The sequence below is a fragment of the Pseudomonas sp. LW8 genome (genome assembly GCF_041956865.1).
GTDB classification, from domain to species: domain Bacteria; phylum Pseudomonadota; class Gammaproteobacteria; order Pseudomonadales; family Pseudomonadaceae; genus Aquipseudomonas; species Aquipseudomonas siliginis.
The window spans coordinates 4,834,377-4,861,280 of record NZ_CP168138.1; the positions used below are offsets into that span (position 1 = coordinate 4,834,377).

At 60.2% G+C, this 26,904-nt stretch carries 24 protein-coding genes; 19 read left to right on the forward strand and 5 right to left on the reverse strand.

The genetic code is table 11. The features are described from left to right. Positions 1 to 14: 14 nt before the first annotated feature. The 10 genes from AB9L16_RS21845 to AB9L16_RS21890 all read left to right on the forward strand — a co-directional run bounded on the left by AB9L16_RS21845 (position 15) and on the right by AB9L16_RS21890 (position 14,953). Positions 15 to 1,451 carry a sigma-54 dependent transcriptional regulator gene (locus tag AB9L16_RS21845; RefSeq protein ID WP_039761623.1) on the forward strand — a complete coding sequence of 479 codons (1,437 nt, stop codon included), beginning with the start codon at positions 15 to 17 and terminating at the stop codon, positions 1,449 to 1,451. A gap of 733 nt (positions 1,452 to 2,184) precedes the next feature. Next, positions 2,185 to 3,585: a polynucleotide adenylyltransferase PcnB gene (locus tag AB9L16_RS21850; RefSeq protein ID WP_375122699.1), complete on the forward strand. Its 1,401-nt coding sequence runs from the start codon at positions 2,185 to 2,187 to the stop codon at positions 3,583 to 3,585. 3 nt (positions 3,586 to 3,588) lie between these two features. Further along, positions 3,589 to 4,074, forward strand: a complete 486-nt coding sequence (folK, locus tag AB9L16_RS21855) for a 2-amino-4-hydroxy-6-hydroxymethyldihydropteridine diphosphokinase (RefSeq protein WP_375122700.1) — start codon at positions 3,589 to 3,591, stop codon at positions 4,072 to 4,074. Positions 4,075 to 4,510: 436 nt separating this feature from the next. After that, positions 4,511 to 5,311, forward strand: coding sequence for a 3-methyl-2-oxobutanoate hydroxymethyltransferase (gene panB, locus AB9L16_RS21860; protein ID WP_150638516.1), 801 nt, complete (start codon positions 4,511 to 4,513; stop codon positions 5,309 to 5,311). Beyond that, positions 5,308 to 6,168, forward strand: coding sequence for a pantoate--beta-alanine ligase (gene panC / locus AB9L16_RS21865; RefSeq protein ID WP_252878905.1), 861 nt, complete (start codon positions 5,308 to 5,310; stop codon positions 6,166 to 6,168). Before panB ends, panC begins: the two co-directional genes overlap by 4 nt. Before the next feature lie 358 nt (positions 6,169 to 6,526). Next, positions 6,527 to 8,191, forward strand: coding sequence for a glucose-6-phosphate isomerase (pgi, locus tag AB9L16_RS21870; RefSeq protein ID WP_016773160.1), 1,665 nt, complete (start codon positions 6,527 to 6,529; stop codon positions 8,189 to 8,191). Positions 8,192 to 8,392: 201 nt separating this feature from the next. Beyond that, positions 8,393 to 10,330, forward strand: a complete 1,938-nt coding sequence (acs, locus tag AB9L16_RS21875) for an acetate--CoA ligase (protein WP_150638513.1) — start codon at positions 8,393 to 8,395, stop codon at positions 10,328 to 10,330. A gap of 136 nt (positions 10,331 to 10,466) precedes the next feature. Next, complete coding sequence (locus tag AB9L16_RS21880) at positions 10,467 to 11,483, forward strand: class I SAM-dependent rRNA methyltransferase (protein ID WP_252868295.1); 1,017 nt, start codon at positions 10,467 to 10,469, stop codon at positions 11,481 to 11,483. A gap of 222 nt (positions 11,484 to 11,705) precedes the next feature. Then, on the forward strand, positions 11,706 to 14,657 hold the full coding sequence (locus tag AB9L16_RS21885; protein ID WP_252868296.1) for a DUF748 domain-containing protein: 2,952 nt from the start codon (positions 11,706 to 11,708) through the stop codon (positions 14,655 to 14,657). Then, the gene (locus AB9L16_RS21890) at positions 14,654 to 14,953 is read left to right on the forward strand and encodes a DUF2845 domain-containing protein (protein WP_095181833.1); all 300 of its coding nucleotides are present in this window, start codon (positions 14,654 to 14,656) and stop codon (positions 14,951 to 14,953) included. The genes AB9L16_RS21885 and AB9L16_RS21890 overlap by 4 nt, the downstream gene beginning before the upstream one ends. A 264-nt stretch (positions 14,954 to 15,217) precedes the next feature. On the opposite strand, the gene AB9L16_RS21895 is transcribed toward AB9L16_RS21890, so the two are convergent. Together AB9L16_RS21895 and AB9L16_RS21900 are read right to left on the reverse strand one after the other, a co-directional pair. Next, positions 15,218 to 15,571, reverse strand: coding sequence for a BON domain-containing protein (locus AB9L16_RS21895; protein WP_071173629.1), 354 nt, complete (start codon positions 15,569 to 15,571; stop codon positions 15,218 to 15,220). 295 nt (positions 15,572 to 15,866) lie between these two features. After that, a complete protein-coding gene (locus AB9L16_RS21900; protein WP_252876912.1) occupies positions 15,867 to 16,289 on the reverse strand; it encodes a pilin in 423 nt (140 codons plus the stop codon). A 226-nt stretch (positions 16,290 to 16,515) separates the two neighbouring features. Here AB9L16_RS21900 and pilB point away from each other — a divergent pair, with 226 nt between their 5' ends. From pilB to yacG, 5 genes are read left to right on the forward strand one after another with little or no spacing between them, the layout of a single operon-like run. Further along, a complete protein-coding gene (gene pilB / locus AB9L16_RS21905) occupies positions 16,516 to 18,216 on the forward strand; it encodes a type IV-A pilus assembly ATPase PilB (RefSeq protein WP_056790439.1) in 1,701 nt (566 codons plus the stop codon). A gap of 2 nt (positions 18,217 to 18,218) precedes the next feature. Next, a complete protein-coding gene (locus AB9L16_RS21910; protein ID WP_150638505.1) occupies positions 18,219 to 19,436 on the forward strand; it encodes a type II secretion system F family protein in 1,218 nt (405 codons plus the stop codon). Between the two features lies 1 nt (position 19,437). Further along, positions 19,438 to 20,310: an A24 family peptidase gene (locus tag AB9L16_RS21915; RefSeq protein ID WP_252876914.1), complete on the forward strand. Its 873-nt coding sequence runs from the start codon at positions 19,438 to 19,440 to the stop codon at positions 20,308 to 20,310. After that, positions 20,307 to 20,930 (forward strand): dephospho-CoA kinase, encoded by a 624-nt coding sequence (gene coaE / locus AB9L16_RS21920; RefSeq protein ID WP_252876915.1) that lies wholly within the window; start codon positions 20,307 to 20,309, stop codon positions 20,928 to 20,930. The genes AB9L16_RS21915 and coaE overlap by 4 nt, the downstream gene beginning before the upstream one ends. Continuing rightward, entirely contained in the window at positions 20,927 to 21,127 is a 201-nt protein-coding gene (gene yacG, locus AB9L16_RS21925; RefSeq protein ID WP_016773149.1) for a DNA gyrase inhibitor YacG, read from the forward strand. The genes coaE and yacG overlap by 4 nt, the downstream gene beginning before the upstream one ends. 7 nt (positions 21,128 to 21,134) lie before the next feature. On the opposite strand, the gene AB9L16_RS21930 is transcribed toward yacG, so the two are convergent. Together AB9L16_RS21930 and AB9L16_RS21935 are read right to left on the reverse strand one after the other, a co-directional pair. Further along, the gene (locus AB9L16_RS21930) at positions 21,135 to 21,350 is read right to left on the reverse strand and encodes a hypothetical protein (RefSeq protein ID WP_016773148.1); all 216 of its coding nucleotides are present in this window, start codon (positions 21,348 to 21,350) and stop codon (positions 21,135 to 21,137) included. 65 nt (positions 21,351 to 21,415) lie between these two features. Further along, positions 21,416 to 22,105, reverse strand: a complete 690-nt coding sequence (locus tag AB9L16_RS21935) for an energy-coupling factor ABC transporter permease (RefSeq protein WP_041477814.1) — start codon at positions 22,103 to 22,105, stop codon at positions 21,416 to 21,418. Positions 22,106 to 22,295: 190 nt separating this feature from the next. On the opposite strand from AB9L16_RS21935, the gene AB9L16_RS21940 reads away from it, so the two are divergent. The 4 genes from AB9L16_RS21940 to AB9L16_RS21955 all read left to right on the forward strand — a co-directional run bounded on the left by AB9L16_RS21940 (position 22,296) and on the right by AB9L16_RS21955 (position 25,033). Beyond that, positions 22,296 to 22,922, forward strand: a complete 627-nt coding sequence (locus tag AB9L16_RS21940; RefSeq protein WP_007909887.1) for a DUF1780 domain-containing protein — start codon at positions 22,296 to 22,298, stop codon at positions 22,920 to 22,922. Further along, complete coding sequence (locus AB9L16_RS21945) at positions 22,919 to 23,446, forward strand: MOSC domain-containing protein (protein ID WP_095181837.1); 528 nt, start codon at positions 22,919 to 22,921, stop codon at positions 23,444 to 23,446. Before AB9L16_RS21940 ends, AB9L16_RS21945 begins: the two co-directional genes overlap by 4 nt. Positions 23,447 to 23,497: 51 nt before the next feature. After that, on the forward strand, positions 23,498 to 23,671 hold the full coding sequence (locus tag AB9L16_RS21950; RefSeq protein WP_007909875.1) for a DUF3094 domain-containing protein: 174 nt from the start codon (positions 23,498 to 23,500) through the stop codon (positions 23,669 to 23,671). 63 nt (positions 23,672 to 23,734) lie between these two features. Then, complete coding sequence (locus AB9L16_RS21955; protein ID WP_016773144.1) at positions 23,735 to 25,033, forward strand: NAD(P)/FAD-dependent oxidoreductase; 1,299 nt, start codon at positions 23,735 to 23,737, stop codon at positions 25,031 to 25,033. A gap of 156 nt (positions 25,034 to 25,189) precedes the next feature. Here the strand turns inward: AB9L16_RS21955 and AB9L16_RS21960 are convergent, their stop codons facing one another. Continuing rightward, entirely contained in the window at positions 25,190 to 26,815 is a 1,626-nt protein-coding gene (locus AB9L16_RS21960; RefSeq protein WP_041477812.1) for a methyl-accepting chemotaxis protein, read from the reverse strand. Between the last annotated feature and the right edge of the window lie 89 nt (positions 26,816 to 26,904).

Genomic DNA, 26,904 nt, shown 5'->3' on the forward strand with positions numbered 1-26,904 from the left:
AGAGTATCGAATCAATGCCGCACATTTTGATCGTCGAAGACGAAACCATTATCCGCTCCGCCTTGCGCCGCCTGCTGGAACGCAACCAGTACCAGGTCAGCGAAGCCGGATCAGTGCAGGAAGCACAAGAACGCTTCACCATTCCTACGTTCGATCTGATCGTCAGCGACCTGCGCCTGCCGGGCGCTCCGGGCACCGAGCTGATCAAGCTCGGGCAAGGCACACCGGTGCTGATCATGACCAGTTACGCCAGCCTGCGCTCGGCGGTCGACTCGATGAAAATGGGCGCGGTCGATTACATCGCCAAGCCGTTCGACCACGATGAAATGCTCCAGGCGGTTGCGCGGATCCTGCGTGATCGTCAGTCGGCGCCAGCTGCCGGCGAAGCCACGGCGAGCAAGCCTGCCGCTGGCAATGGCAAAGCCGCTGTGGATAACAGCAATGGCGAAATCGGCATCATCGGCTCCTGCCCGCCGATGCAGGACCTGTACAGCAAGATCCGCAAAGTCGCGCCAACCGATTCCAACGTATTGATTCAGGGTGAGTCCGGCACCGGTAAAGAGCTGGTGGCCCGCGCCCTGCACAATCTGTCGAAACGCGCCAAGGCGCCGATGATCTCGGTGAACTGCGCGGCGATTCCGGAAAGCCTGATCGAGTCCGAACTGTTCGGCCACGAGAAAGGCGCGTTCACCGGCGCCAGCGCCGGTCGCGCCGGTCTGGTCGAAGCGGCGGACGGCGGCACCCTGTTCCTCGATGAGATCGGCGAACTGCCCCTCGAAGCCCAGGCTCGCTTGCTGCGGGTTCTGCAGGAGGGCGAGATCCGCCGCGTAGGTTCGGTACAGTCGCAGAAAGTCGATGTGCGCCTGATCGCTGCAACGCACCGCGATCTGAAGAGCCTGGCGAAAATCGGCCAGTTCCGTGAAGACCTTTATTACCGTCTGCACGTGATTGCCCTGAAGCTGCCGCCGCTGCGCGAGCGTGGCGCCGACGTCAACGAAATCGCCAATGCCTTCCTCGCTCGCCAGAGCGCGCGGATCAATCGCACCGACCTGAAATTCGCTGCCGACGCTGAACAGGCGATCCGGCACTATTCGTGGCCCGGTAACGTGCGTGAGCTGGAAAACGCGGTTGAGCGCGCGGTGATTCTCAGCGAAAGCCCGGAGATTTCGGCCGACCTGCTGGGCATCGACATCGAGCTGAGCGATCTGGAAGACGACGAGTTCATCGGTCTGCCGCCGCAAACCGGCGGTAACGCCAGCAACAGCAGCCATGAGCCGACCGAGGATCTGTCGCTGGAAGACTATTTCCAGCACTTCGTCCTCGAGCATCAGGACCACATGACCGAGACCGAACTGGCACGTAAACTCGGCGTCAGCCGCAAATGCCTGTGGGAACGCCGCCAGCGTCTGGGCATTCCACGACGCAAGACCGGGGTTGCCAGCGAGAGCTGAGCGTTACCCACCGCGTGCGCGGGTAACGCATGACAATGTGAAAAAACTGTTACCGCAGTCGATTCACGTAACAGAAGCCGGGGTTATCGGTAACGAAACCCCGGCTTTTTTTCGCCCCTGCAAAACGGTTATATCGACCTAACCCCTTGTTTTACTGGGCTTGGCAAAAGTTGGCACGCACCCTGCTATATGTTTGATACAAGAACAATAACAAGCAATGCACAAGACAATAAAAATAAGACGAATCGACTCACGCACAATAAAAACAAGACGGCGAGAGGCGCAGCTAACTGATTCTTTTGGAGAGGCGTTGTATTTGGGGCTTGCCCCACGACCAGGCCGAGAACAACAAAAACTGTCCTAAGACAGAGCCTGTACTGGTTGGATCGACAGATCACTGCAATTCAGCGACCAAAGCAATCCGTTTGCTCTTGGCTCCCGATTGGGAGGGTCACGAAGGAAACACTTCGTGGCGAGGGCACTCAACAAAAACAAGAAGCCCGAATCAATAATAAAAAGAGCACGCAACTACTTCTTGGGGAGCTTCGGCTCCCCTTGTAGTTTCTCCCTTCCGTGAAATTCCCCCGTTTTCCTCGCTGGACCCTTGTAGCTTGGGGCTTGCAGCTCATATCTGCCGCGTCCTACACCATCCCCCGACTAAATGCTAGAATCTGCGCCCATCATGCGGTCATTCTTTTGGTATGGCCGAACATTCCTTCAAACAGTGCATCCCATGCTGAAGAAGCTGTTCCAGTCATTCCGAACTCCCGTGCGTCGTACGCAACACATCCGCAGCACCCCTGAAGTGCTCAACAGCGGCCAACATTCGCTGCAGAAAACGCAGTTCAGCCGCTATGCGGTGAATATCGTCGAACGCCTGCAAGGTGCCGGTTACCAGGCTTATCTGGTCGGTGGTTGCGTGCGTGACATGCTGTTGGGCATCACGCCCAAGGATTTCGACGTCGCCACCAGCGCCACCCCCGAGCAGGTCCGTGCCGAATTCCGCAATGCGCGGATCATCGGTCGCCGGTTCAAACTGGTGCACATCCATTTCGGTCGCGAAATCATTGAAGTCGCGACCTTCCGCGCCAATCACCCGATCAACGAAGACGAGGAAGACAGCAACCAGTCTTCGCGCAACGAGAGCGGGCGGATTCTGCGCGACAACGTCTACGGCACCCTGGAAGAAGACGCGCAACGCCGCGACTTCACCATCAATGCTCTGTATTACGATCCGGTCAGCGAGCGCATTCTCGATTACGCCAATGGCGTGCACGACATTCGCAATCACCTGATCCGTCTGATCGGCGACCCGAAGCAGCGTTACCAGGAAGACCCGGTGCGCATGCTGCGGGCCGTGCGTTTCGCCGCCAAGCTCAACTTCGGCATCGAGAAGCACACCGTGCAGCCGATCCGTGAGCTGGCGCCGATGCTGCGCGAGATTCCTTCGGCGCGGCTGTTCGAAGAAGTGCTCAAGTTGTTCCTCTCCGGGCACGGCGCGATCACCTTTGAAATGTTGGTTGATCTGCAACTGTTCGCCCCGCTGTTCCCGGCCAGTGCCGAGGCGCTGGAATACAACCCGGAATACACCCACACGCTGATCAGCGAAGCGCTGACCAACACCGACCTGCGCATCAAGCAGAACAAACCGGTGACCCCGGCGTTCCTCTTTGCCGCCCTGCTCTGGCCTGCGCTGCCGGCGCGAGTGTTGCGTCTGCAGGAACGTGGCATGCCGCCGATTCCGGCGATGCAGGAAGCCGCTCACGAGCTGATCGCCGAACAGTGCCAGCGCATCGCGATTCCGAAGCGCTTCACCATGCCGATCCGCGAAATCTGGGACATGCAGGAACGCCTGCCACGGCGCAGTGGCAAACGCGCCGATCTGTTGCTGGACAACCCGCGTTTCCGCGCCGGTTACGATTTCCTCCTGCTGCGTGAAAGCGCCGGTGAGGAGACCGATGGCCTCGGCGAATGGTGGACCGATTATCAGGACGCCAACGACAGCGAGCGTCGCAACATGATCCGCGACCTCAGCGGCAAGGGTGACGATGCCAGCGGCGCGCCACGCAAACGTCGCCGCAGCGGCGGTTCCAAGCGCAAGCGCGCCGGCGCCTCGAGCGCGACGGGCGAGTAAGCGATGGAACGCATCTACATTGGTCTGGGCAGCAACCTCGCTGACCCGGACGACCAGTTGCGCAGCGCCATCGCGGCACTGGGGCAATTGCCGCAGACGAGTCTTGCCGGCGTTTCAGCCTTTTATCAAAGCGATTCACTGTTGCCGGGCCAGCCGCGCTACACCAACGCCGTCGCCGCCCTCGACAGCTCGCTCGCACCGATCGAGCTGCTCGACGCCTTGCAAGCGATCGAAAACGCTCAGGGCCGCGAGCGTCTTGAGCGCTGGGGGCCACGCACGCTGGATCTGGATATTCTGCTGTTCGGCGATCGCCTGATCGATGAGCCACGGCTGAAGATCCCGCATTACCAGATTCAGGAGCGGGCGTTTGTTCTCTATCCCTTGGCTGAGCTGGCGCCGCAGGATCTGCGTCTCGCCGATGGCCGCGCCCTTCCCGACCTGCTGGCCGCCTGCCCGTTTGTCGGCCTTGAACGCATCTCCCAGCCCTGACAAAAATCTTCTGTGAAATGTGGTTATGTGGCGAGGGGATTTATCCCCGCTGGACTGCGAAGCAGGCCCAAATCTGACCAAGCCGTATACAAACATGGGGCCGCTCCGCGACCCAACGGGGATAAATCCCCTCGCCACAGGTCACCTGCCAATCTCCAGTTTTTGTCAGACAAAAATCCCCCCAATCAGGCCCGCCAAGCCGCTGAATCGCATCAGTAACGCCGGTAACACCGCCCGCGTAACAAGGCGGTAACACACGCAATTGACTTCCTGTTGGCTCATCACGACTATAGGCGTCCCGCTGCCGCCAACCCGGCATGAACGGGCGCAATCCAGGCCTTTCAAAGCACGACACAAGACCGTGCGCCTGAGTAGATGAAGAATCACGCGCGTGACTCGCAGCAGTTTCCAGAGCGCCTGAACGAGGATTTTTTACATGCCAGCCATCACCCTGACCACGCTCCAGAGCCTCAAGCAGAAAGGTGAAAAAATCACCATGCTGACCTGCTATGACGCGACCTTCGCCCATGCCTGCAATGAGGCCGGTGTCGAAGTGCTGCTGGTCGGCGACTCCCTGGGCATGGTCCTGCAGGGGCACGACAGCACCCTGCCAGTGACCACGGCGGAAATGGCCTATCACGTCGCCAGCGTCAAGCGTGGCAATGGCGATGCCCTGATCCTCGCCGACCTGCCGTTCATGGCCAACGCCACCCTCGAACAGACCATGAACAACAGCGCCATGCTGATGCAGGCCGGCGCGCACATGGTCAAGGTTGAAGGTCAGCTATGGCTGGCGGAGTCGATACGCCTGCTCGCCGAGCGCGGTGTGCCGGTGTGTGCGCACATGGGCCTGACCCCGCAAGCGGTGAACATCCTTGGTGGCTATAAGGTGCAGGGCCGCAATGAGAACCAGGCGCGGCAGATGCGTGCCGATGCGATCGCGCTGGAGCAGGCCGGTGCGGCCATGCTCTTGCTTGAGTGCGTGCCGAGCGAACTGGCGGCAGAAATCAGCCAGGCCGTGGGCATTCCGGTGATCGGTATCGGTGCCGGCAACGCCACCGACGGCCAGGTACTGGTATTGCACGACATGCTCGGCCTGTCGATCAGCGGCCGCGTCCCCAAATTCGTCAAGAACTTCATGCAAGGTCAGGACAGCATCCAGGCCGCGCTGAAGGCTTACGTCAGTGAAGTCAAAGCCACCACGTTTCCCGGCATCGAACACGGATTCTCTGCATGAACACCGTCAAAACCGTACGCGAACTGCGTGCCGCCGTCGCTCGCGCGCGCAGTGAAGGCAAGCGCATCGGCTTCGTGCCGACCATGGGCAACCTGCACAGCGGCCACGTCGCATTGATCACCAAGGCTACGCAGCGAGTCGATTTCGTCGTCGCGAGTATTTTCGTCAACCCGCTGCAGTTCGGCGCCGGCGAAGACCTCGACAAATACCCGCGCACCCTCGCCGCCGATCAGGAAAAGCTCCTCGAAGCCGGTTGCGACCTGCTGTTCGCGCCGACGGTTGAAGAGATGTACCCGGACGGCATGGCCGGGCAAACCCGGGTCAGCGTGCCGCAATTGTCCGAAGGCCTGTGTGGTGCCAGCCGTCCGGGGCACTTCGAAGGTGTGGCGACCGTAGTCAGCAAGCTGTTCAACATGGTCCAACCGGACCTGGCGATCTTCGGCCAGAAGGATTACCAGCAACTGGCGGTGATCCGCGCACTGGTGCATGACCTGAACATGCCGATCCAGATCATCGGCGAGCCAACCGTACGTGCTGCGGACGGTCTAGCGCTGTCGTCGCGCAACGGCTTCCTCAGTGAAGACCAGCGCGCCGTGGCACCGGTGGTGTATCGCGTGCTGAGCAGCATCGCCGAATCGATCAAACAAGGTGAGCGTGATTACCCGGCGCTGATCGCTGCGCAGTTGCAGGTGCTGGAAGCGGCGGGGCTGCGTCCGGATTATCTGGAAATCCGTCATGGCCTGACCTTGCGTCCGGCGACGGCGGAGGATCGCGATCTGGTGATTCTCGCGGCGGCGTTCCTCGGCACCACGCGGTTGATCGACAACCTGCACCTGAATCTCGATAGCCCGATTTAAGCAGCAACGAATTTCCCTGTGGGAGCGAGCCTGCTCGCGAAGGCGGTGTATCAGCGACTTATAAGTTGCCTGACACCACGCCTTCGCGAGCAAGCTCGCTCCCACATGTGTTTCCGGTGCATGCCGGTTGGGCGAAAGTCTTCCGGGCACCTCCGTTTGTCGGCCAGATTCCTCTGCGGATGTTAAAAAAGTACAGGGATCTGGTCAGACAAAGTCAAGACAGAACGCAGCGCGAGGTTTACTGTATTCGCCCTGTGTCCAGATCTCGTGTCGACGCAGTTGATCCCATGCGCTAAAACCCGTGGTTGATCTGTACCGTGTTCAAAAGGCCGTTCAAGTAAAAAGGAAAACCGCAGCGATGGCGTACTACCGCACTCCTCACGACGTTACCGCTCTGCCCGCCTGGCAAGCGTTGAAAGACCACCGCCAAGCCATGCAGGATTTCAGCATGCGCGAAGCCTTCAACGCCGATCCGCAGCGTTTCAATCAGTTCACCCTCAGTAGCTGCGGTCTGTTTCTCGATTATTCGAAGAATTTGATCAACGCCGAGACCCGCAACCTGCTCGTGGGCCTGGCCAATGAAGTCGATCTGAAGGGCGCGATCAAAGCGCTGTTCGACGGCGAAATCGTCAATGCCTCCGAAGGCCGCCCGGCACTGCACACCGCCCTGCGCCGCCCGGTCGGCGACAAATTGTCGGTCAACGGCGTCAACGTGATGCCGGAAGTGCACAAGGTGCTGAACCAGATCACCGATCTGGTTGGCCGAATTCATGATGGCTTGTGGCGCGGTTACACCGAGAAGCCGATCACCGACGTGGTCAACATTGGCATCGGCGGCTCGTTCCTCGGCCCTGAGCTGGTCTCCGAAGCGCTGCTGTCCTACGCGCAGAAAGGCGTACGTTGCCACTATCTGGCAAACATCGACGGCAGCGAATTCCATGAGCTGACGCAGAAACTGCGCGCCGAGACCACGCTGTTCATCGTTTCGTCGAAGTCGTTCAACACCCTCGAAACCCTGAAGAACGCGCAGGCCGCACGCGCCTGGTACCTGGCGCAGGGCGGCTCGGAAGCCGAGCTGTATCGCCACTTCATCGCCGTATCGAGCAACAACGCCGCAGCGGTGGCCTTCGGTATCCGCGAAGAAAACATCTTCCCGATGTGGGACTGGGTCGGCGGGCGTTATTCGCTGTGGTCGGCGATCGGTTTGCCGATCGCCCTGGCCATCGGCATGTCCAACTTCAAGGAATTGCTGTCCGGTGCCTACACCATGGACCAGCATTTCCAGACCGCGCCGTTCGAACAGAACATGCCGGTGCTGCTGGCCCTGCTCGGCGTGTGGTACGGCAACTTCTGGGGTGCGCAGAGCCACGCGATCCTGCCGTACGACCACTACCTGCGCAACATCACCAAGCACTTGCAACAGCTGGACATGGAGTCCAATGGCAAGAGCGTGCGTCAGGACGGCACCTCGGTGTCGACCGATACCGGCCCGGTGATCTGGGGCGGCGTCGGCTGCAACGGTCAGCACGCTTATCACCAGTTGCTGCACCAGGGCACCCAACTGATCCCGGCCGACTTCATTGTGCCGATCGTCAGCTTCAACCCGGTTTCCGATCATCACCAGTGGCTGTACGCCAACTGCCTGTCGCAGAGCCAGGCGCTGATGCTCGGCAAGACCCTGCCGGAAGCCGAAGCCGAACTGCGCGACAAAGGCATGGGCGAAGACGACGTGCGCAAACTGGCGCCGCACAAGGTGATCCCGGGCAATCGCCCGAGCAACACCTTGGTAGTCGAACGCATCAGCCCGCGTCGCCTCGGCGCCCTGGTTGCGATGTACGAGCACAAAGTGTTCGTGCAAAGCGTGGTCTGGGGCATCAACGCCTTCGACCAGTGGGGTGTGGAACTGGGCAAGGAATTGGGCAAAGGCGTCTACAACCGCCTGGTCGGCAGCGACGAGACCGTGGCTGACGATGCCTCGACTCAAGGCCTGATCAACTACTTCCGCGGGCGCCATCGCGGCTGATAAAAGCCTTCGGGCACAACGCTGTTCCCCTGTGGGAGCGAGCCTTCTCGCGAAAGCGGTTCGTCATTCAACACCTTCGTTGACTGACATTCCGCCTTCGCGAGCAGGCTCGCTCCCACAGTTGTTTTGGCACATGACTTGAACCTGTGCAGCGCTCGGCGCATCTTTATTCGTGTCGCACCACAAGAATAAGGAACCGTCATGTTCGATATCAGCACGTTCCCCAAAGCCGATGCCGTGCGCCAGGCCGCTCAGTTGAGCCAGGACGAGTATCGGCGCCTGTACCGCGAATCGATTGAACACCCCAGCGCCTTCTGGGCCGAGCAGGCCACGCGTTTCCTCGACTGGAGCACGCCGTGGCAGACCGTTCAGCGCTATGACCTGAAAACCGGAGAAGCCGCCTGGTTTGCCGGCGGCAAGCTCAACGTCAGCTACAACTGCATCGACCGTCACCTCAAGCAACGCGGCGAGCAGACCGCCCTGCTCTGGGAAGGCGACGATCCTGCCGAGTCGGCGCAGATCACTTACAACAAACTCCATCACCACGTCTGCCGTTTGGCCAACGTGCTGAAAAGCCGTGGCGTAAAGAAAGGCGACCGGGTGTGCATCTACATGCCGATGATCCCCGAAGCCGCCTACGCCATGCTCGCCTGCGCGCGAATCGGCGCGATTCATTCGGTGGTGTTCGGCGGATTTTCCCCGGATTCCCTGCGTGATCGAATTCTCGACGCCGACTGCCGTACCGTGATCACCGCCGATGAGGGCGTACGTGGCGGCCGCTTCGTGCCACTGAAAAACAACGTCGACAAAGCCCTGCAAAGCTGCCCGAACGTCAGCACCGTGGTGGTCGTCGAGCGCACTCAGGGCCAAGTCGATTGGGTCGAAGGCCGTGACCTTTGGTATCACCAGGCCGTGCGCGAGGTCAGCGATGACTGCCCGCCGGAACCGATGGACGCCGAAGATCCGCTGTTCATCCTCTACACCTCCGGCAGCACCGGCAAACCCAAAGGCGTGCTGCACACTACCGGCGGCTATCTGCTGCAAGCGGCGATGACCTTCAAATATGTGCTCGACTACCGCGACGGCGAAGTGTTCTGGTGCACCGCCGACGTCGGCTGGGTCACCGGCCACAGTTACATCGTCTACGGGCCGCTGGCCAACGGTGCGACCACACTGATGTTCGAAGGCGTGCCGAGCTACCCGAGCAGTTCGCGCTTCTGGCAGGTCATCGACAAGCACAAGGTCAACATTTTCTACACCGCGCCCACCGCCCTGCGCGCGCTGATGCGCGAAGGCGCCGGACCATTGAAGGAAACTTCGCGCGCCAGCCTCAGATTGCTCGGCAGCGTCGGTGAGCCGATCAACCCGGAAGCGTGGGAATGGTATTTCAATGCTGTCGGTGAACAGCGCTGCCCGATCGTCGACACCTGGTGGCAGACCGAAACCGGCGGCATCATGCTCAGCCCGCTGGTCAGCGCCCAACGGATCAAACCCGGCTGCGCGACGCAACCGATGTTCGGCGTGCAACCGGTATTGCTTGACGAAGCCGGCAAGGAAATCAAAGGCGCCGGCAGCGGCGTGCTGGCGATCAAATCCAGCTGGCCGGCGCAGATTCGCAGCGTCTACGGCGATCCGCAGCGGATGATCGACACCTACTTCAAGCCCTACCCCGGCTATTACTTCACCGGCGACGGCGCCCGCCGTGACGAGGACGGCGATTACTGGATTACCGGACGCATCGACGATGTGATCAACGTCTCCGGCCACCGCATCGGCACCGCCGAAGTGGAGAGCGCCCTAGTGCTGCACGACAGCATCGCCGAAGCCGCCGTGGTCGGTTATCCCCACGACGTCAAAGGCCAGGGCATCTACGCATTCGTGACGCCAATGAACGGCACCGAGGCCAACGAAGAGCTGAAGAAAGACCTGCTGGCGCATGTCAGCAAGGAGATCGGCAGCTTCGCCAAACCTGACCTGATCCAGTGGGCGCCGGCATTGCCCAAGACCCGTTCGGGCAAGATCATGCGGCGGATTCTGCGCAAGATTGCCTGCAATGAGCTCGACAGCCTTGGCGATACTTCGACCCTGGCAGATCCGAGTGTGGTGCAGGACCTCGTTGATAAACGTTTGAATCAATAGCTTCGCGAGCAGGCTCGCTGCCACAGGTGATCGCATTGCACATGTGGCAGCGAGCTCGCTCGCGAAGGGCCATCACGCGATCCCCCGGCAAACTGTTAAACTCCCGCGCCCCAATTCCCCTCAGCAAGGCGCCCGCATGTCTTCCTTGAATCAGGCGCTGCGCGCCGCCCTCGATCAACGCCAGGACCTGCTCGCTGCGCTGCACAGCCAGGGCACCGATTGCTATCGGCTGTTCCACGGCAGCCAGGAAGGCGCCGGCGGCCTGACCATCGACCGCTACGGCCCGCAACTGCTGGTGCAGAGTTTTCACCAGACGCTCGAACGTGACGACCTGCTGCAACTGCACGCCATGGTCAACCAGACCCTGGGCTTCGACAGCCTGCTGGTCTACAACGACCGCTCCCGTGGCAACTCGCGGATTGATCGCGAGGACAGCGTCTATAAAGCCGATGACGCCGCACTGGCGGATCTGGTCGGTCATGAATGGGGCCTGAACTACCGCGTGCGCGGGCGTCATGCCGGACAGGATCCGCTACTGTTCCTCGACCTGCGCAACACCCGTGGCTGGGTCAAGGATCACGCGCAAGGCAAAAGCGTGCTCAACCTGTTCGCTTACACCTGTGGTGTTGGCCTCAGTGCAGCGGCCGGCGGTGCACGTGAGGTGTGCAACCTCGATTTTGCCGAGGGCAACCTGGCGGTCGGTCGCGAGAATGGTTTGCTCAACCCGCAACTGCCGCCGATGCAATTCATTCAGTCCGATTACTTCCCGGCGATCCGCCAGCTCGCTGGCCTGCCGATCAGCGTGCGGCGCGGGCAGAAGCTGCCGAGCTATCAGCGCCTCGAACAGCGCCAATACGATCTGGTCCTGCTCGATCCGCCGGCGTGGGCCAAAAGCGCATTCGGCACCGTCGACCTGCTACGCGATTATCAGAGCCTGCTCAAACCCGCGCTGCTGGCCACCGCCGACAACGGCGTACTGATCTGCTGCAACAACCTGGCGAAAGTCAGCATGGACGACTGGCGCGAACAAGTGCTGCGCTGCGCCGAAAAGGCCGGTCGCCCGGTGCGCGAATGGAGCGTGATGACCCCGGGTGCGGACTTCCCCTCGCGGGACCAGCAGCCACCGTTGAAGACACTGATTTTGCAGCTGTGATCCCTCCGGCATGAGCGATTTCATTTCCCTGTGGGAGCGAGCCTGCTGGCGAAAGCGCAGTGTCAGTCGACTTGTTTTTCACTGAACCAGCGCATTCGCGAGCAGGCTCGCTCCCACCGGGGAGATCTATTCCTACAGAAATTTCTGAACAATCCTGTCCCACATCAAGCACTTCGGAACCAGAATCGCGTGCCATACTCCAAGGCACTCCGATTCAGACAGATGAAGCCGCACATGCCCAAAGGATTGATTCGCGCGATTGGCGCACTGCTGACAGCCCTGGCCCTCTACAGCCTGCTGGGGTTTTTGATCCTGCCGGGCATTGCCTTGCGCGTGGCCAACCAGCAACTGGCGAACTACGCGACGATGCCGGCGCATCTGCAGCGCATCGAACTCAACCCCTTCAGCCTTGAGGTCACCCTGTGGGGGCTGGTGATCGGCGAGCCGGGCAAGGAGCAGGTCGGCTTCGATCGCCTCTATGCCAACCTGCAAATCGACAGCCTGTGGACCAAAGCGCTGCATCTGTCCGACATCGAACTGGACAAACCCAAAAGCGAAATCCTCTTCGCCAAGGACGGCAAGCTCAACCTGCTCGGCCTGTTCAACGTGCCGCCGAGCGAGCCGACACCCGCCGATCCCGACGCCAAGCCATTCCCGCTGCGTATCGACAACATCAAACTGGCCGGCGGCGTGGTGCATTTCGAGGATATGCGGCCCAGCGAGCCGATCGAATTTCTTTACGACGACCTCAGTTTCGAGCTGAAAAACCTCAGTACCCTGCCCGAGGACAGCGCCGACATGACCCTCGTCGCCATCGGCCCCGCTGGCGGGCGGATCGACTGGACCGGCAATTTCAGCCTGATCCCGTTCACCTCCGAAGGCACCCTGAAAGTCACCGATGGCCAGATGAAATCCTTCTGGCCCTACGTGCGCGACGCCGTGCCGCTAGTGCTGGAAAACGGCGTGGTCAGCCTCAGCACCGAGTACAAACTCAACCTGTCGAAACAGACCGAACTGCTGCTGAACAACGTCGCGGTGAGCATTGCGCCGTTCGCCATCAAGGCTCCGGACGGACGTCCGCTGGCCAGGCTCGAACGCCTCGACGTCAGCGAAACCTCGCTGGACCTGGCCAAGCAGCAAGTGGTGGTCGGCAAGATCCGCAGCAACAAACTGGAAACCTGGGCGGCGCTGGAAGCCGACGGCCAGTTGGATTGGCAGAAGCTGTTCGCCAGCCAACCGTCGAAACCGGCTGCCAAAGCCGCTGCCGAACCGGCGGATACACCGGCCGCCGCCGACTCGCCGAAACCTGAGCCAAGCGCGCCGAGCAAGCCATGGCAGGTGCTGGTCAAGGATGTGCAACTGCGCAACTACACGGTCCATCTCGCCGACCGCTCGGCGCAACCGGCAGTAGCGCTGGACATCACCCCGCTGAACGTCGATCTGCAGGATTTCGACAGCCTCAACGGCTCGCCTTTCAAGCTCAAGCTCGACAGCGGCCTGGGCAAGCAAGGCAAGATCAGCGCCGACGGCACGGTCAATCTGGCCCCGGTCAACGCGCAGCTCAACGTGAAAACCCAGGACGTCGACCTGCGTGTCGCGCAGTCCTATATCAACCCGTTCATTCGCCTGGAACTGCGCAGCGGCATGCTCGGCAGTGACCTCAAGGTCAACCTGAAAAGCACCGAACCACTGGCCCTCAGCGTCACCGGCCGCGCGCAGATCGATCAACTGCACACCCTCGATACGCTCAAGACCCGCGATTTTCTCAAATGGCAGCAAGTAGTGGTCGACGGCATCAACTATCAGCACGGCGACAGCCTGTCGATCGACAAGGTCAACCTGTTGCAGCCCTATGTACGCTTCATGATCAACGACGATCGCACCACCAACGTCGACGACCTGCTGATCCCGCAACCGGCCGACAGCGGAGCAAAAAGCACCGCAGCCAAACCGGCAGGAAAGGACAAACCGCTGGGTATTCACATCGGCGCGATTGCGATCAACGACGGCTCGGCCAACTTCGCCGACTTCAGCCTGACGCCGAATTTCGCCACCGCCGTGCAGCAGCTCAACGGTCAGATCGGCACCATTGACAGTCGTCAGGCGAAGCCGGCCAGCGTCGATATCAAAGGCAAGGTCGACCGTTATGCGCCGGTGACCATCAAGGGTGCGGTCAATCCGTTCGACCCGATGGCCAGCCTCGACATCGCCACCAGCTTCAAGCGCGTCGAACTGACGACCCTGACGCCCTACTCCGGCAAATTCGCCGGCTACCGCATCCGCAAGGGCCGGCTCAACCTTGATCTGCACTACCTGATCACCAAAGGCCAGCTGAAAGCCGAGAACAAAGTCGTCGTCGAGCAGCTGCAACTGGGCGAGAAGGTCGACAGCCCTGATGCAGTGAGTCTGCCGCTGAAACTGGCGATCGCCCTGCTCAAGGACGTCGACGGCAAGATCTCCATCGAATTGCCGGTGACCGGCGACCTGAATAATCCACAGTTCAGCGTGATGCCGATCGTCTGGCAAACCCTGCGCAATTTGATCGTCAAAGCGGCCGCCGCACCGTTCAAAATGATCGGCGGGCTGGTCAGTGGCGGCGGCTCCGAAGACCTCGGCACGGTGTCCTTCGCGCCGGGCTCCAGCGATCTGAGCAAAGACGCCGAAGCGGCGCTGGTGAAACTGTCGCAGGCACTCAAGGAACGTCCGGCGCTGCGCCTGGAAATCGAAGGCACGGCCGCGAAGAGCAGCGATGGGCCACTGCTGGCCGAGCAACGTCTGGAACGCGAATATCAGTACAACTACTACAAGATGCTCCAGCGCCGTGGCGACAAAGTCCCGGCCCAGGCCTCGCTGTTGCAAGTGCCCGAAAGCGAGAAAGGCGCGTTGCTCGAAGGCATCTACCGCACCCGCTTGAAAACCCAGCCACCGGCAGAATGGAAAGACCTCGGCAAAGAAGAACGCACGGCGAAAATGCGCCAGGGCGTGATCGCATTCTGGAGTGGCAGCGAGGTGCTGTTGCGCCAGTTGGGCCAGGACCGCGCCAGCACCATCAAGGATTACCTGGTCGACAAGGGCAAGCTCGAGGATGACCGCGTGTACTTCATCGACGCCAACCTCGGCGAGGCCGAAAGCGATGGCCGCGTGGTCACGCAAATGCACCTGGATGCCGAATGACCGTGCGTAACTGGTTGATGGCGCTCGCTCTGACCTGCGCCGCCTGCCATGCGTCGGCTTCGGATACATTGCGCTGCGGCAGCCAATTGATCAGCCTCGGCGACCGCGCCAGCGAAGTGCTGCAAAAATGTGGTGAGCCGGTCAGTCGCGATGTGCTCGGCTACAAGCGCAGTGCCAATCGGCGCGAAGAGTTTCAGGTCGAGGAATGGACCTACGGACCAAACAACGGCATGTACCAGTACCTGCGCTTCGAAGGTAATCGCTTGCGGCAGATCAACAGCAAACGCGGTAACTAAGCCGAACGAAATTCACCCTGTGGGAGCGAGCCTGCTCGCGAATACGGTCTGTCTACTGACGAACTTGTCGGCTGACACTACGCATTCGCGAGCAGGCTCGCTCCCACATTGGTATTGCCCAAAATAGAACAGGCCCCGACACAAGTGCCGGGGCCTGTAATGGTCACATCCGTGTGACCGTTCGCATGAACTCTAAAGTTGCGGCAGACGTATTGCTCGGCCCGTCTGTCGCGTCTTCTCCCGGTTCAGGCGAGAAGTCTTGCCTTACTCGGCTTTCAGGCCGTCAGCGGAGACCGCTTTAACGCCTTTGATTTTCTTGGCGATGCCTACGGCGACTTCTTTCTGCGACTCGGTTACCGCAGTGGTCGACGACAGGGAAACTACACCCTTGTTGGTTTCGACTTTGATATCAGTGCCTGGAATGCCTTTTTCGGTGACTAGATCAGCTTTGACCTTGGTGGTGATCCAGGTATCGGAAGTCTCTTCTTTAGCCTTGGTCATTTCACCGGCAGCCAGAACCATTGGCGACTGGGTAGCCTGAGCGGACTGGGCGAAAGCGCCACCAGCCATGGTCAGGGTCAGAGCGGTAGCAGCGGCAGTGATAGCGAACTTCTTCATACGAGTAACTCCTGTTTTTACTGGAAGTCTGCTGTAACGCTTGTCAGCAGGGTTACCGGATATATTGCGAACGCTGTGCCAACTTTTTTTGCCATATAAATTCTTTTAAAAACAATGAGTTATGAAAAATGCCAATTTTCATTTTCATGCAAAATGCATGACTCGCTCAATCTTCGCATGCAAGTTGCGGTTTTTTGGAAAGTTCATAAGCTGCTGAAATTATTGGAGCTTTTGTTAAGTGGTCAGGGTATGAAAATGCCCCGCGATGCGGGGCATTCTGGGTGCAACAAATGGATCAAGTCCCACTGGCAGCGCAGCCTTTTGGCGAGTAGTCAGGAGCGACCGTAGTGCCACAACTCCAGCCGCCGGCCGCCGTACGAGTCAGCGTGATGGTTTTGCCCAATACAGGCGCTGGCGCGTTGGCCAACGTACATACAATCGTTCCAGCTCCGTCTGCAGCGGTACCTGAGGCAGTCAGAGCGCAATTGGAGGTAGTGGTGACGTTATCGCCTTTCACCGCCGCCAAGCTTGGATTTGTCCCCTGATTGATCAGGTCTTCAAACGGCACCTTCATCGCGCTGATCTCCGCCAGCCCCGCCGTCACCTTCGACCGCGCCTGATACTTCGAATACTGCGGCAGGGCGATAGTCGCCAGAATGCCGATGATCGCCACAACGATCAGCAGCTCGATCAATGTGAAACCTTGTTGTTTTTTCATAGACACGCTCCATGCATGAGTCGAAATCTCATGATCTGAACAAGGCTCAGCACAGCCCATGCCAACGCCTTTCAGGCCCCGCCTGCTGGGCGCGCGCAATCGCCTGCGCCGTTTCCTACAACCCGCAACCGCACTATCTGACACTTTTTGTCACCTGCACCGGCCGTGTTTGGCGCTGTCACTTGACTAGGCTATAAGTCATGAACGGCAAGCGTGCGGAATCCCCATGAATGACATCGCTCTGAGCGGTCTGGCCAAGCAATTGGTCCAGGCCGAACTGCTCACGGAAACAAGCGCCCGGCAATCCTGGGCGCAGGCCCAGCGCAATCGCGTGTCGCTGGTCAATTACCTGGTGCACAACAAACTGGTCAACAGCCGGCAAATTGCCGAGATCGCCTCGGAACATTTCGGCATGGCCCTGCTCGATCTGCATTGCCTCGACAAAGAGACTCAGCCCAAGGGCCTGGTCAGCGAAAAACTGGTTCGTCAGCACTGCGCCCTGCCCTTGTGGCGGCGCGGCAACAAACTGTTCGTGGGCCTTTCCGACCCAAGCAATCAGCAGGCGATCAGCGACATCCAGTTCAGCACCGGCCTGAGCACCGAAGCGATTCTGGTGGAGGACGACAAGCTCAGCGACGCCATCGACAAGTTCTTCGACAGCCATGCCTCGGGCCTGGAGGAAATGGCCGATGTCGATCTCGACGGCCTCGACGTCGAGTCCATTGATGACAACAAACAGGACGTGATCGGCGGCCTCGATGCCGACGACGCCCCGGTCGTACGTTTTGTGCACAAGATGCTGCTCGATGCGATCAAAAGCGGCTCTTCCGACCTGCATTTCGAACCCTACGAAAAAAACTATCGGGTGCGCATGCGCACCGACGGCATGCTGCGCGAGGTCGCCAAGCCGCCGATCCAGTTGGCCGGGCGCATTGCCGCGCGCTTGAAGGTAATGGCCAGTCTGGATATCTCGGAACGGCGCAAACCTCAGGACGGCCGCATCAAAATGCGCCTGTCGAAAAGCAAATCCATCGATTTTCGCGTCAACACCCTGCCGACTCTGTGGGGCGAAAAAGTGGTGATCCGGATTCTCGACCCGTCCAGTGCACAAATGGGCATCGATGCGCTGGGCTACGAGGCCGAACAAAAAGCCTTGTACCTGGCCGCGCTGAAACAGCCGCAAGGGATGATTCTGGTCACCGGCCCCACTGGCTCCGGTAAAACCGTGTCGCTGTACACCGGGCTGAACATCCTCAACACCGTCGACATCAATATTTCCACCGCCGAAGATCCGGTGGAAATCAACATGGAAGGTATCAATCAGGTCAACGTCAATCCCCGCCAAGGGCTGGACTTTGCCCAAGCGCTGCGCTCGTTTCTGCGTCAGGACCCGGACGTGATCATGGTCGGCGAGATCCGCGACCTGGAAACCGCCGAGATCGCAATCAAGGCTGCGCAGACCGGCCACCTGGTGCTGTCGACCCTGCACACCAATAGCGCAGCGGAAACCCTGACACGCCTGCACAACATGGGCATTCCCGGTTTCAACATCGCCACCTCGGTCAGCCTGATCATCGCCCAGCGTCTGGCGCGCAAGTTGTGCGCACACTGCAAGCGGCCGCTGGAGATCCCGCACGAAACCTTGCTCAAGGAAGGCTTCCCCGAGGAACGCATCGGTCATTTCACGATCTACGAGCCGGTCGGTTGCGATCACTGCAATGGCGGTTACAAAGGACGCGTGGGGATTTATGAAGTGGTAAAGAACACACCGGACCTGCAACGGTTGATCATGGCCGAGGGCAATTCGCTGGAAATCGATATTCAGATGCGCCGCGACGGTTTCGCCGATCTGCGCACTTCCGGGCTGCACAAGGCCATGCAAGGCATCACCAGCCTTGAGGAAATCAACCGGGTCACCAAGGATTGAACATGGCGGTCAAGGCAGCGAAAGTCAGCATTTACGCCTGGGAAGGCACGGACCGCAAAGGCAGTAAAGTCAGCGGCGAGTTGAGCGGACAGAACCCCGCACTGATCAAGGCGCAACTGCGCAAACAGGGGATCAACCCGGGCAAGGTGCGCAAGAAATCCGCGTCCCTGCTGACCTTCGGCAAACGCATCAAACCGCAGGACATCGCCCTGTTCACCCGGCAGATGGCAACGATGATGAAGGCCGGTGTACCGCTGTTGCAGTCCTTCGACATCATCGGCGAAGGCTTCGAAAATCCGGCCATGCGCAAACTGGTCGACGAGGTCAAACAGGAGGTCGCGGCCGGTAACAGCTTCGCTACGGCCCTGCGCAAGAAACCACAATACTTCGACGAGTTGTACTGCAATCTGGTCGACGCCGGCGAACAGTCTGGCGCCCTCGACACCTTGCTTGAACGTGTGGCGACCTATAAGGAAAAAAGCGAAGCGCTCAAGGCCAAGATCAAAAAAGCCATGACCTACCCCACCGCCGTGGTGCTGGTGGCGGCAGTGGTAACAGGCATTCTGCTGGTCAAGGTGGTGCCGCAGTTCCAGTCGGTATTCTCCGGGTTCGGCGCCGAACTGCCGGGCTTCACCCTGATGATCATCAGCCTGTCGGAATTCATGCAGCAGTGGTGGTGGGCGATTCTTTTTGCGCTGGTGGCAGCGTTTTTCGGCACTCGCCACGCGCTGAAGACATCGCAGGCCCTGCGTGACCGCCGCGATGCCTGGCTGTTGAAGCTGCCACTGGTGGGCACCTTGATGTACAAGTCCGCCGTCGCACGTTTTGCCCGCACCCTGTCGACCACATTCGCAGCCGGTGTGCCGCTGGTGGAAGCACTGGATTCGGTCGCCGGTGCCACCGGCAATGTGGTGTTCAAGCGCGCGGTGTTGCGGGTGCGGCAGGACGTCTCGACCGGCATGCAACTGAATTTCTCCATGCGCAGCACCGGTGTGTTTCCCAACATGGCGGTGCAGATGACCGCCATCGGCGAGGAATCGGGCGCGCTGGATGACATGCTCGACAAGGTCGCCGGTTTTTATGAAGCGGAAGTCGATAACATGGTCGACAACCTCACCAGCCTGATGGAGCCGTTCATCATGGTGGTGCTGGGGGTCATCGTCGGTGGACTGGTGGTGGCCATGTACCTGCCGATCTTCCAACTCGGCTCAGCGATCTGACATGCCTATCGAAGAACTGTTTGCTGTGTATCCGCGGGCCTTTGTGGTCAGCGCGCTGCTGCTCGGGCTGGTGGTCGGCAGCTTCCTCAATGTTGTGGTCTGGCGCTTGCCGAAAATGCTCGAGCGCGACTGGCGCCAGCAGGCCCATGATGTGCTCGGCCTGCCTACTGAAACGCCTGTGCCGACCTACAACCTGATGCTGCCGCACTCCGCGTGCCCGCATTGCGGACACCGGATCCGCCCTTGGGAAAACATTCCGCTGCTCAGTTATCTGCTGCTGCGCGGGCGCTGCTCGGCCTGTTCGGCGCCGATCAGTAAACGTTACCCGCTGACCGAACTGGCCTGCGGCCTGCTGTCGGCATTCATCGCCTGGCATCTGGGCTTCGGCTGGCCGGCCGGCTTGCTGATTTTGCTGACGTGGGGCTTGCTGGCGATGAGTCTGATCGACTGCGAACATCAGCTGCTGCCCGATGTGCTGGTGCTGCCGCTGCTGTGGCTGGGGCTGATCGTCAACAGCTTCGGCGTGTTCGTGGCGTTGCCCGATGCATTGTGGGGCGCAGTCGCGGGTTATCTGGCGCTGTGGTCGGTGTTCTGGCTGTTCAAACTGCTCACCGGCAAGGACGGCATCGGTCATGGCGATTTCAAGCTGTTGGCCTTGCTTGGCGCTTGGGGTGGCTGGCAGATTCTGCCGCTGACAATTCTGTTGTCATCCTTGGTGGGAGCGATTTTGGGCGTCGTCATGCTGCGTCTGCGCGCCCAGGCAACCTCGACGCCGATCCCCTTCGGACCCTTTCTGGCAATTGCCGGCTGGATTGCCTTGCTCTGGGGTGGTCAAATAACCGACTTCTATTGGCAGTCTGTCGGTTTGAAATGAATACCCCTGTGGAAAAACCCTGGATCCTCGGCCTGACCGGCGGCATCGGCAGCGGCAAAAGCGCGGCGGCGCAGCACTTCATCGACCTCGGCGTGCACGTGGTGGACGCTGATCATGCGGCGCGCTGGGTAGTCGAGCCGGGGCGTCCGGCGCTGGCGAAAATCGCCGAGCATTTCGGTTCCGGCGTGTTGCAGGCCGACGGCACACTGGACCGTGCCGCCCTGCGCAAACTGATTTTTGAAGACCCTGAACAGCGGCGTTGGCTCGAAGCGCTGCTGCATCCGTTGATCGGCGAAGAAATCGATGATCATCTGGCGCAGGCAAAATCGCCTTACGCGATTCTGGTGTCACCGTTGCTGATCGAGTCCGGGCAATACGCGATGACCCAGCGCATTCTGGTCATCGATGCGCCGCAACAACTGCAGATCGAACGCACCTTGCAACGTGACCAGACCAGCGAAGCGCAGGTGCAGGCGATCCTCAAGGCGCAATCGAGCCGTGAAGATCGCGTGAGCCGTGCCGACGACGTGATCGTCAATGACCGCGACCTCGCCTGGCTGCACAGCGAGGTCGAGCGTCTGCATCACTTTTATCTGACTTTATCCGGAGGCCAAGCATGAGCCAGATTCCAACCGTTGAATGCCCAACCTGCGGCGCCCCCGTCGAATTCACCCCGGCGAACAAATTCCGTCCGTTTTGCTCCGATCGCTGCAAACTGATCGACCTCGGCGCCTGGGCCTCGGAAGAACACAAGATTCCGGTCGCCCCGGATGCCGAGGACGAGCTGTTTTCCGGCGATTTCGATCCGCGTCACTGATCGCTGATCAGGGCCGCATAAAGCCGTAGTCCTGACTGTCGTCGAGGTTCTCCGCAAGAAAGCGCAACTCGTCGGCCAGGTCTTCGGCATTGCGCACTGCCTTGCTCTGCTGCACCACGGCGCTGAGCAGGGCGCGCAAACTCAGGCCCGGGTCAAAGCCCACTTCCTGCGCCAGCTCCAGACTCTGCCGGGTTTCCTGCCGCGCCCATTCGTACACGCCCATGCCACTGCTCCTGAAGGAATTTGCGCGAGCATGAAATCTCTGCGGCATGGCCGGTTTGATGTGGATCAAGACTTCGGATCGTCGTCCTTCCACGGCGCCGAAAGGTAACGGGTGCGGTTGAAGGTCTCCAGCCATTCCGGGCAGAACACCACCAACGCGCTGACAACCATGCCGTTGATAAAGGCCTCGGGAAACAGCAGCAACCACAGGTAGCCGACGAAATCTTCCAGCCATTCCGGCATGGCGAAGAGGCCGTCGTACCACAGCAGCGTCAGGCTGAGGATCAGGCACAACAGGCCGGACAACGCGGCGGCGAAGAAACCGGAACAGAAGATGTAAACGAATGGATTTCGTGGCTGCGCACGCTCGACCAGAATCGCCACGCATTCGGTGATCAGCACTGGCAGCAGAATCAGCAACGCGCCATTGACGCCCACCGCAGCCAGGTCCTGACGCCCCAAAAGCACCAGGCCGATCTGCGCAACCAGCCCGCCGACGATCGCCAGCGGCCAATCGAGCAGCAGCGTCACCGCCGTCATGCCGATAAAGTGGTAAGACACACCGGTGTCGAAATCCCTGCGCACCAGCCACAGCAGAAACAGCGCGAACACCGTGCCGAACAGCAAGTGCTGCCGACGACTGTCGCTGAACAGCTCGACCCATGGCGCACGCATGATCGCCCAGAGCAGCGCCGGCAGATAAATCAGCCAGCCGAGTGTCAGGCTTGCCGTTGAAAGCAGTTCGGCACCGATCATGATTCCCTCACCTGCTACTCGACACGCTTTTTTGTAGGAGCTGCCGAAGGCTGCGATCTTTTGATCTTGTTTATAAAAGCAAAAGATCGCAGCCTTCGGCAGCTCCTACAAGGGCGCAATCGCGCGACGTTTATGTCTGAGCCGATGCAAAGCTATCTGCTTGTCGCATTTGGACGCTAAGCTTGGGCTTATGGATGATTCAGATTATTTACGCCTGCTGACCATCGCGGCCGAGCAAGCCAACGCGTTCCTGTCCAATGCCCGCAAATGGGAGCGTGAGCGTTGGGTCTGCCAGCGCCTGCTGCAAGGTCTGAACATCCCCTACCGCGCCGACGAATTCGCCCCGGCCGGTGAGCCGCCGGACGTGTTGTTTCGCGATGCCAATTTCGAAGTTTTTTTCGTCCTCGATGAGGGCCGCCGTCTCAATGATGAATGGCGCGACGAATTGCAGCGTCGGCGCAGCGCGTTTTCCCTGAGCCAACTGGTGCGCCGCGAAGCCAAGCCCAAACGCATCCCGGCCAATGAATTTCTCCTGCGCCTGGCGCCAACCCTGCGCAAGAAGGCGCACAACTACAAGGAACGCGGCATGGATCTGGGTGAACTGGACATCATCGCCTTCGCCAGCCTCAAGCGCGAAGTGCTCGATCTCAACAGTCATTTCCCGCCACCGACCGAATATCTGCGTCAGGGCTGGCGCTCGCTGTCGCTGGTCGGCCCGACATTCGCCCGCGTGTTGTTCGCCCACCCCGACGCACCGGACTTTCTGCGCAGCAACCTCGGCCGCAGCATTGTGTTCGACGTGGGTATCAGCCTGTGACGCCGCTGCAGCAGTTGATCGCCGAGGTTCCGCAAACCGGTCGTGTGCGCTGGATCGGTGTGCGTCCAGAATCCCGTGGGCCGATGCTTGAGCTCGAGGCGGTCGAGGCGCGGCTGGAAGCCGGGCTCACCGGCGACCACGCCCGCCCGGGCGTTCGCAATGCGCGACAGGTGACACTGATTCAATGGGAGCACCTGGCGGTAATCAACGCATTGATGGGCCGTCCCGATGACGAGCCGGTCCGGCCTGAAGATCTGCGGCGCAATCTCGTTATAAGCGGAATCAATTTGTTTAGCCTGAAGGGGCGGCGCTTTCGCATCGGGCAAGCGATACTCGAAACCACTGGCTGGTGTCAGCCCTGCGCACGTTTGCAGAACAATCTCGGCCCGGGCACTTTTCAAGCCGTGCGCGGGCATGGCGGGATCACCGCCCGGGTGTTACAAAGCGGCATCATTCGCCTCGACGATAGCGTGTGCGTCGAACCGGTCCCGGGCAGCGGCTACGCTGCGTTCAATCCGGGCTGAAAACCGCTGTAGCCTGTGCTCATTCAGTAACGTCTACCTGACGAGGCAAATATGACCAGCCGCCTGAACCCCGAAGACCAAAAGCATGTCGAAGAGTACCTGCAATTGTCCCAACACCGTGTCGAGCGCCGGCCTTTCCGGCCTTGGATGCTCCTGGTGCTGGTGCTGGCAGTGACCATTGGTCTGGGCCTGTTGAGCCGATTTATCAGTTACCTGACGTTATGAGCTGCCTTGCGCTCCCTCGGGTAACCGCACCGATTTCCTTTAAAAACCTTGCGAGTTATCCCTATGTCCCATCGTATTGTCATTGTCGGCGGCGGCGCCGGCGGTCTGGAGTTGGCTACCCGTCTGGGTAAGACTCTGGGCAAGCGCGGCACGGCCAGCGTGATGCTGGTCGACGCGAACCTGACCCACATCTGGAAACCGCTGCTGCACGAAGTGGCCGCCGGTTCCCTGAACTCCTCCGAAGACGAACTCAACTATGTCGCCCAGGCGAAATGGAACCACTTCGAGTTCCAGCTTGGGCGCATGAGCGGGCTTGATCGTGCGCAGAAGAAAATCCAGTTGGCCGCGACCTATGACGAAAACGGCGTCGAGCTGGTACCGGCGCGTGAAGTGGCTTATGACTCGCTGGTGATCAGCGTCGGCAGCACCACCAACGATTTCGGCACCCAGGGCGCGGCGCAGCATTGTCTGTTCCTCGATACACGCAAACAGGCTGAGCGCTTCCACCAGCAATTGCTCAATCATTATCTGCGCGCCCACGCCGGGCAGACCGACGTGGTCGAGCAGATCAGCGTGGCCATCGTCGGCGCTGGCGCCACTGGCGTCGAACTGGCGGCAGAGCTGCACAACGCCGCCCATGAATTGGCCGCTTATGGTCTGGACCGGATCAAACCGGAAAACATGCACATCACGCTGATCGAAGCCGGCCCACGGGTGCTGCCTGCCCTGCCGGAGCGCATCAGCGGGCCGGTGCACAAAACCCTGGAGAAGCTCGGGGTCAATGTGATGACCAACGCAGCAGTCAGCGAAGTGACTGCCGACAGCCTGATCACCGCCGATGGCAACGAGATCAAGGCCAGCCTGAAAGTCTGGGCTGCCGGCATTCGCGCACCGGGTTTCCTCAAGGACATCGACGGTCTGGAGACCAACCGCATCAATCAGCTGCAAGTGCTGCCGACTCTGCAAACCACTCGCGACGAAAACATCTTTGCCTTCGGCGACTGCGCGGCCTGCCCGCAACCGGGCACCGATCGCAACGTGCCGCCACGGGCACAAGCGGCACACCAACAGGCGTCGCTGCTGGCCAAGTCGCTGAAATTGCGCATCGAAGGCAAGACCCTGCCGGAGTACAAGTACACCGACTACGGCTCGCTGATTTCACTGTCGCGTTTTTCTGCTGTGGGTAACTTGATGGGTAACCTGACCGGCAGCGTCATGCTCGAAGGCTGGCTGGCGCGGATGTTCTATGTGTCGCTGTACCGCATGCACCAGATGGCGCTGTACGGGCCGTTCCGCACGGCGATGTTGATGCTGGGCAGCAAGATTGGTCGTGGCACCGAACCGCGTCTGAAACTGCACTAAAGCGCCAACCTGTGGGAGCGAGCCTGCTCGCGAAAGCGGTGGGTCTGTCAACACTGTCGTTGAATGATCCGGCCCCTTCGCGAGCAGGCTCGCTCCCACATTGTTTCGTGTTGTGCGCAAATCAGCAGGCGAAGGCCTGCAATTGATCTCTGTTCATCAGAGCTGAAAGCGTCGCACCATGCCCTGCAGCGCATTGGCCAGTTGCGAAAGCTCATGGCTCGATGCGCTGGTCTGATCAGCCCCCGCAGCCGAACGCACCGACAGGTCGCGAATGTTCACCAGATTGCGATCCACTTCCCGCGCAACCTGCGCCTGCTCCTCGGCGGCGCTGGCGATCACGAGGTTGCGCTCGTGAATCTCGTGCACCGACGCCGTGATCGTCACCAACGCCTCACCTGCCCGCTCTGCGAGAACCAGCGTACTCGCCGCACGAGATGCGCTGGCCTGCATTGACTCCAGCGCCTGGCTCGAACCGCTGCGCATGCCTTGCACCATCTGTTCGATTTCCTGCGTCGATTGCTGGGTGCGATACGCCAGCGCGCGCACCTCATCGGCTACCACCGCAAAGCCGCGACCGCTTTCGCCCGCGCGTGCTGCCTCGATGGCAGCGTTGAGCGCCAGCAGATTGGTCTGCTCAGCGATTGCGCGAATCACGTCCAGAACCTTGCCGATGTCTTGCGATTGATTGGCCAGCGACTGCACCAGCTCGCCGGTGTTTTGCACATCACTGGCCAGGGCATTGATCGCGCTGGCGGTTTCGCTGACGCGCTCCTGGCCCAATTGCGCTGATTGACTGGACTGGCGCGTGGCATCGGACGTCGACACCGCGTTGCGCGCGACCTCCTCCACCGCAGCGGTCATCTCGTTGACCGCAGTGGCAGCTTGTTCAATTTCGTTGTTCTGCTCTTGCAGGCCTTGGGTGCTGTCGACAGTGACGGCGCTCAGTTCGTCAGCGGCGGTGGCCAGTTGTGTGGCTGAGCCGCTGATACCTTGCAGGGTCTCGCGCAGGTTCTGTTGCATCGTCGCCAAGGCTTTGAGCAAGCGGCTGACTTCGTCGTTGCCATGGGTTTCGATCGGCCGCGTGAGATCGCCCTTGGCGACACTTTCAGCGGCATCCACAGCGCTGCTCAGCGGGCGCACGATACTGCGCGTGAGCAACATCGCCAGCGCCACTGTGGCCAGCGCTGCCAGACCAATGAACAGGCTGACGATGGTCCGCGAGGTTTCATAATGCGCGGCGGACTTCTCGCTTTCGGCGGCGACCTGGCGGGCGAACAGATCGGCGAGATCGTTGAGTTGCTTGCCGGAGCCGTCGACCACGGTCTTCATGTCAACCAGCAACAATTTGGTCAACTCGTCACGCTTGCCTTGCTCGGCGAGGGTGAATGACTGGGCGATGCCGGTGCGATAGGCGGCGAAGGTTTTCTTGAACTGGTCATACAGCTGCTGACCTTCGGCAGTGTCGACCAGTTTGTCGTAGGCGGCGATCTTCTCGCTCAGTTCCTTGTCGCGGGTGTCCATCTGGCCGCGATAGGTGGCGATATTGGCCGGATCCTGATCGAGCGCCATGCGCAGGGAGATGGTGCGGATGCGCAGCATCAGTTCGCGGATCTCGTCGCCGCCACGGATGCTCGGCAACCAGCGGTTCTCCACCGCCACCTCGCTGTCGCGAATGCTCGACATCTGCCCCAGCGCAAACACGCCGAGCAAGGCCACCAGCACCGCGATCAGGGCAAATCCCAGGGCAGCCCGGGGAGCAATATTCAACTGACGAAGCAACATGACGAACGCCCTTATTCTTGTAATGGCCAGATCAAGGGGCGAAGCGTTGGCAGTCCCCTCGTGTTAGCGGGCTATCGGCAGGTTGTATG

Coding starts and splice junctions, on each gene's coding strand:
- AB9L16_RS21915 (WP_252876914.1), top strand. CDS start 19,438: ATGCCTATCGAAGAACTGTTTGCTGTGTATCCGCGGGCCTTTGTGGTC.
- AB9L16_RS21930 (WP_016773148.1), bottom strand. CDS start 21,350: ATGGGCGTGTACGAATGGGCGCGGCAGGAAACCCGGCAGAGTCTGGAG.
- AB9L16_RS21910 (WP_150638505.1), top strand. CDS start 18,219: ATGGCGGTCAAGGCAGCGAAAGTCAGCATTTACGCCTGGGAAGGCACG.
- panB (WP_150638516.1), top strand. CDS start 4,511: ATGCCAGCCATCACCCTGACCACGCTCCAGAGCCTCAAGCAGAAAGGT.
- panC (WP_252878905.1), top strand. CDS start 5,308: ATGAACACCGTCAAAACCGTACGCGAACTGCGTGCCGCCGTCGCTCGC.
- AB9L16_RS21935 (WP_041477814.1), bottom strand. CDS start 22,105: ATGATCGGTGCCGAACTGCTTTCAACGGCAAGCCTGACACTCGGCTGG.
- AB9L16_RS21960 (WP_041477812.1), bottom strand. CDS start 26,815: ATGTTGCTTCGTCAGTTGAATATTGCTCCCCGGGCTGCCCTGGGATTT.
- AB9L16_RS21895 (WP_071173629.1), bottom strand. CDS start 15,571: ATGAAGAAGTTCGCTATCACTGCCGCTGCTACCGCTCTGACCCTGACC.
- coaE (WP_252876915.1), top strand. CDS start 20,307: ATGAATACCCCTGTGGAAAAACCCTGGATCCTCGGCCTGACCGGCGGC.
- AB9L16_RS21900 (WP_252876912.1), bottom strand. CDS start 16,289: ATGAAAAAACAACAAGGTTTCACATTGATCGAGCTGCTGATCGTTGTG.
- AB9L16_RS21850 (WP_375122699.1), top strand. CDS start 2,185: ATGCTGAAGAAGCTGTTCCAGTCATTCCGAACTCCCGTGCGTCGTACG.
- acs (WP_150638513.1), top strand. CDS start 8,393: ATGTTCGATATCAGCACGTTCCCCAAAGCCGATGCCGTGCGCCAGGCC.
- pgi (WP_016773160.1), top strand. CDS start 6,527: ATGGCGTACTACCGCACTCCTCACGACGTTACCGCTCTGCCCGCCTGG.
- yacG (WP_016773149.1), top strand. CDS start 20,927: ATGAGCCAGATTCCAACCGTTGAATGCCCAACCTGCGGCGCCCCCGTC.
- AB9L16_RS21940 (WP_007909887.1), top strand. CDS start 22,296: ATGGATGATTCAGATTATTTACGCCTGCTGACCATCGCGGCCGAGCAA.
- AB9L16_RS21885 (WP_252868296.1), top strand. CDS start 11,706: ATGAAGCCGCACATGCCCAAAGGATTGATTCGCGCGATTGGCGCACTG.
- pilB (WP_056790439.1), top strand. CDS start 16,516: ATGAATGACATCGCTCTGAGCGGTCTGGCCAAGCAATTGGTCCAGGCC.
- AB9L16_RS21950 (WP_007909875.1), top strand. CDS start 23,498: ATGACCAGCCGCCTGAACCCCGAAGACCAAAAGCATGTCGAAGAGTAC.
- AB9L16_RS21890 (WP_095181833.1), top strand. CDS start 14,654: ATGACCGTGCGTAACTGGTTGATGGCGCTCGCTCTGACCTGCGCCGCC.
- AB9L16_RS21845 (WP_039761623.1), top strand. CDS start 15: ATGCCGCACATTTTGATCGTCGAAGACGAAACCATTATCCGCTCCGCC.
- AB9L16_RS21955 (WP_016773144.1), top strand. CDS start 23,735: ATGTCCCATCGTATTGTCATTGTCGGCGGCGGCGCCGGCGGTCTGGAG.
- AB9L16_RS21880 (WP_252868295.1), top strand. CDS start 10,467: ATGTCTTCCTTGAATCAGGCGCTGCGCGCCGCCCTCGATCAACGCCAG.
- folK (WP_375122700.1), top strand. CDS start 3,589: ATGGAACGCATCTACATTGGTCTGGGCAGCAACCTCGCTGACCCGGAC.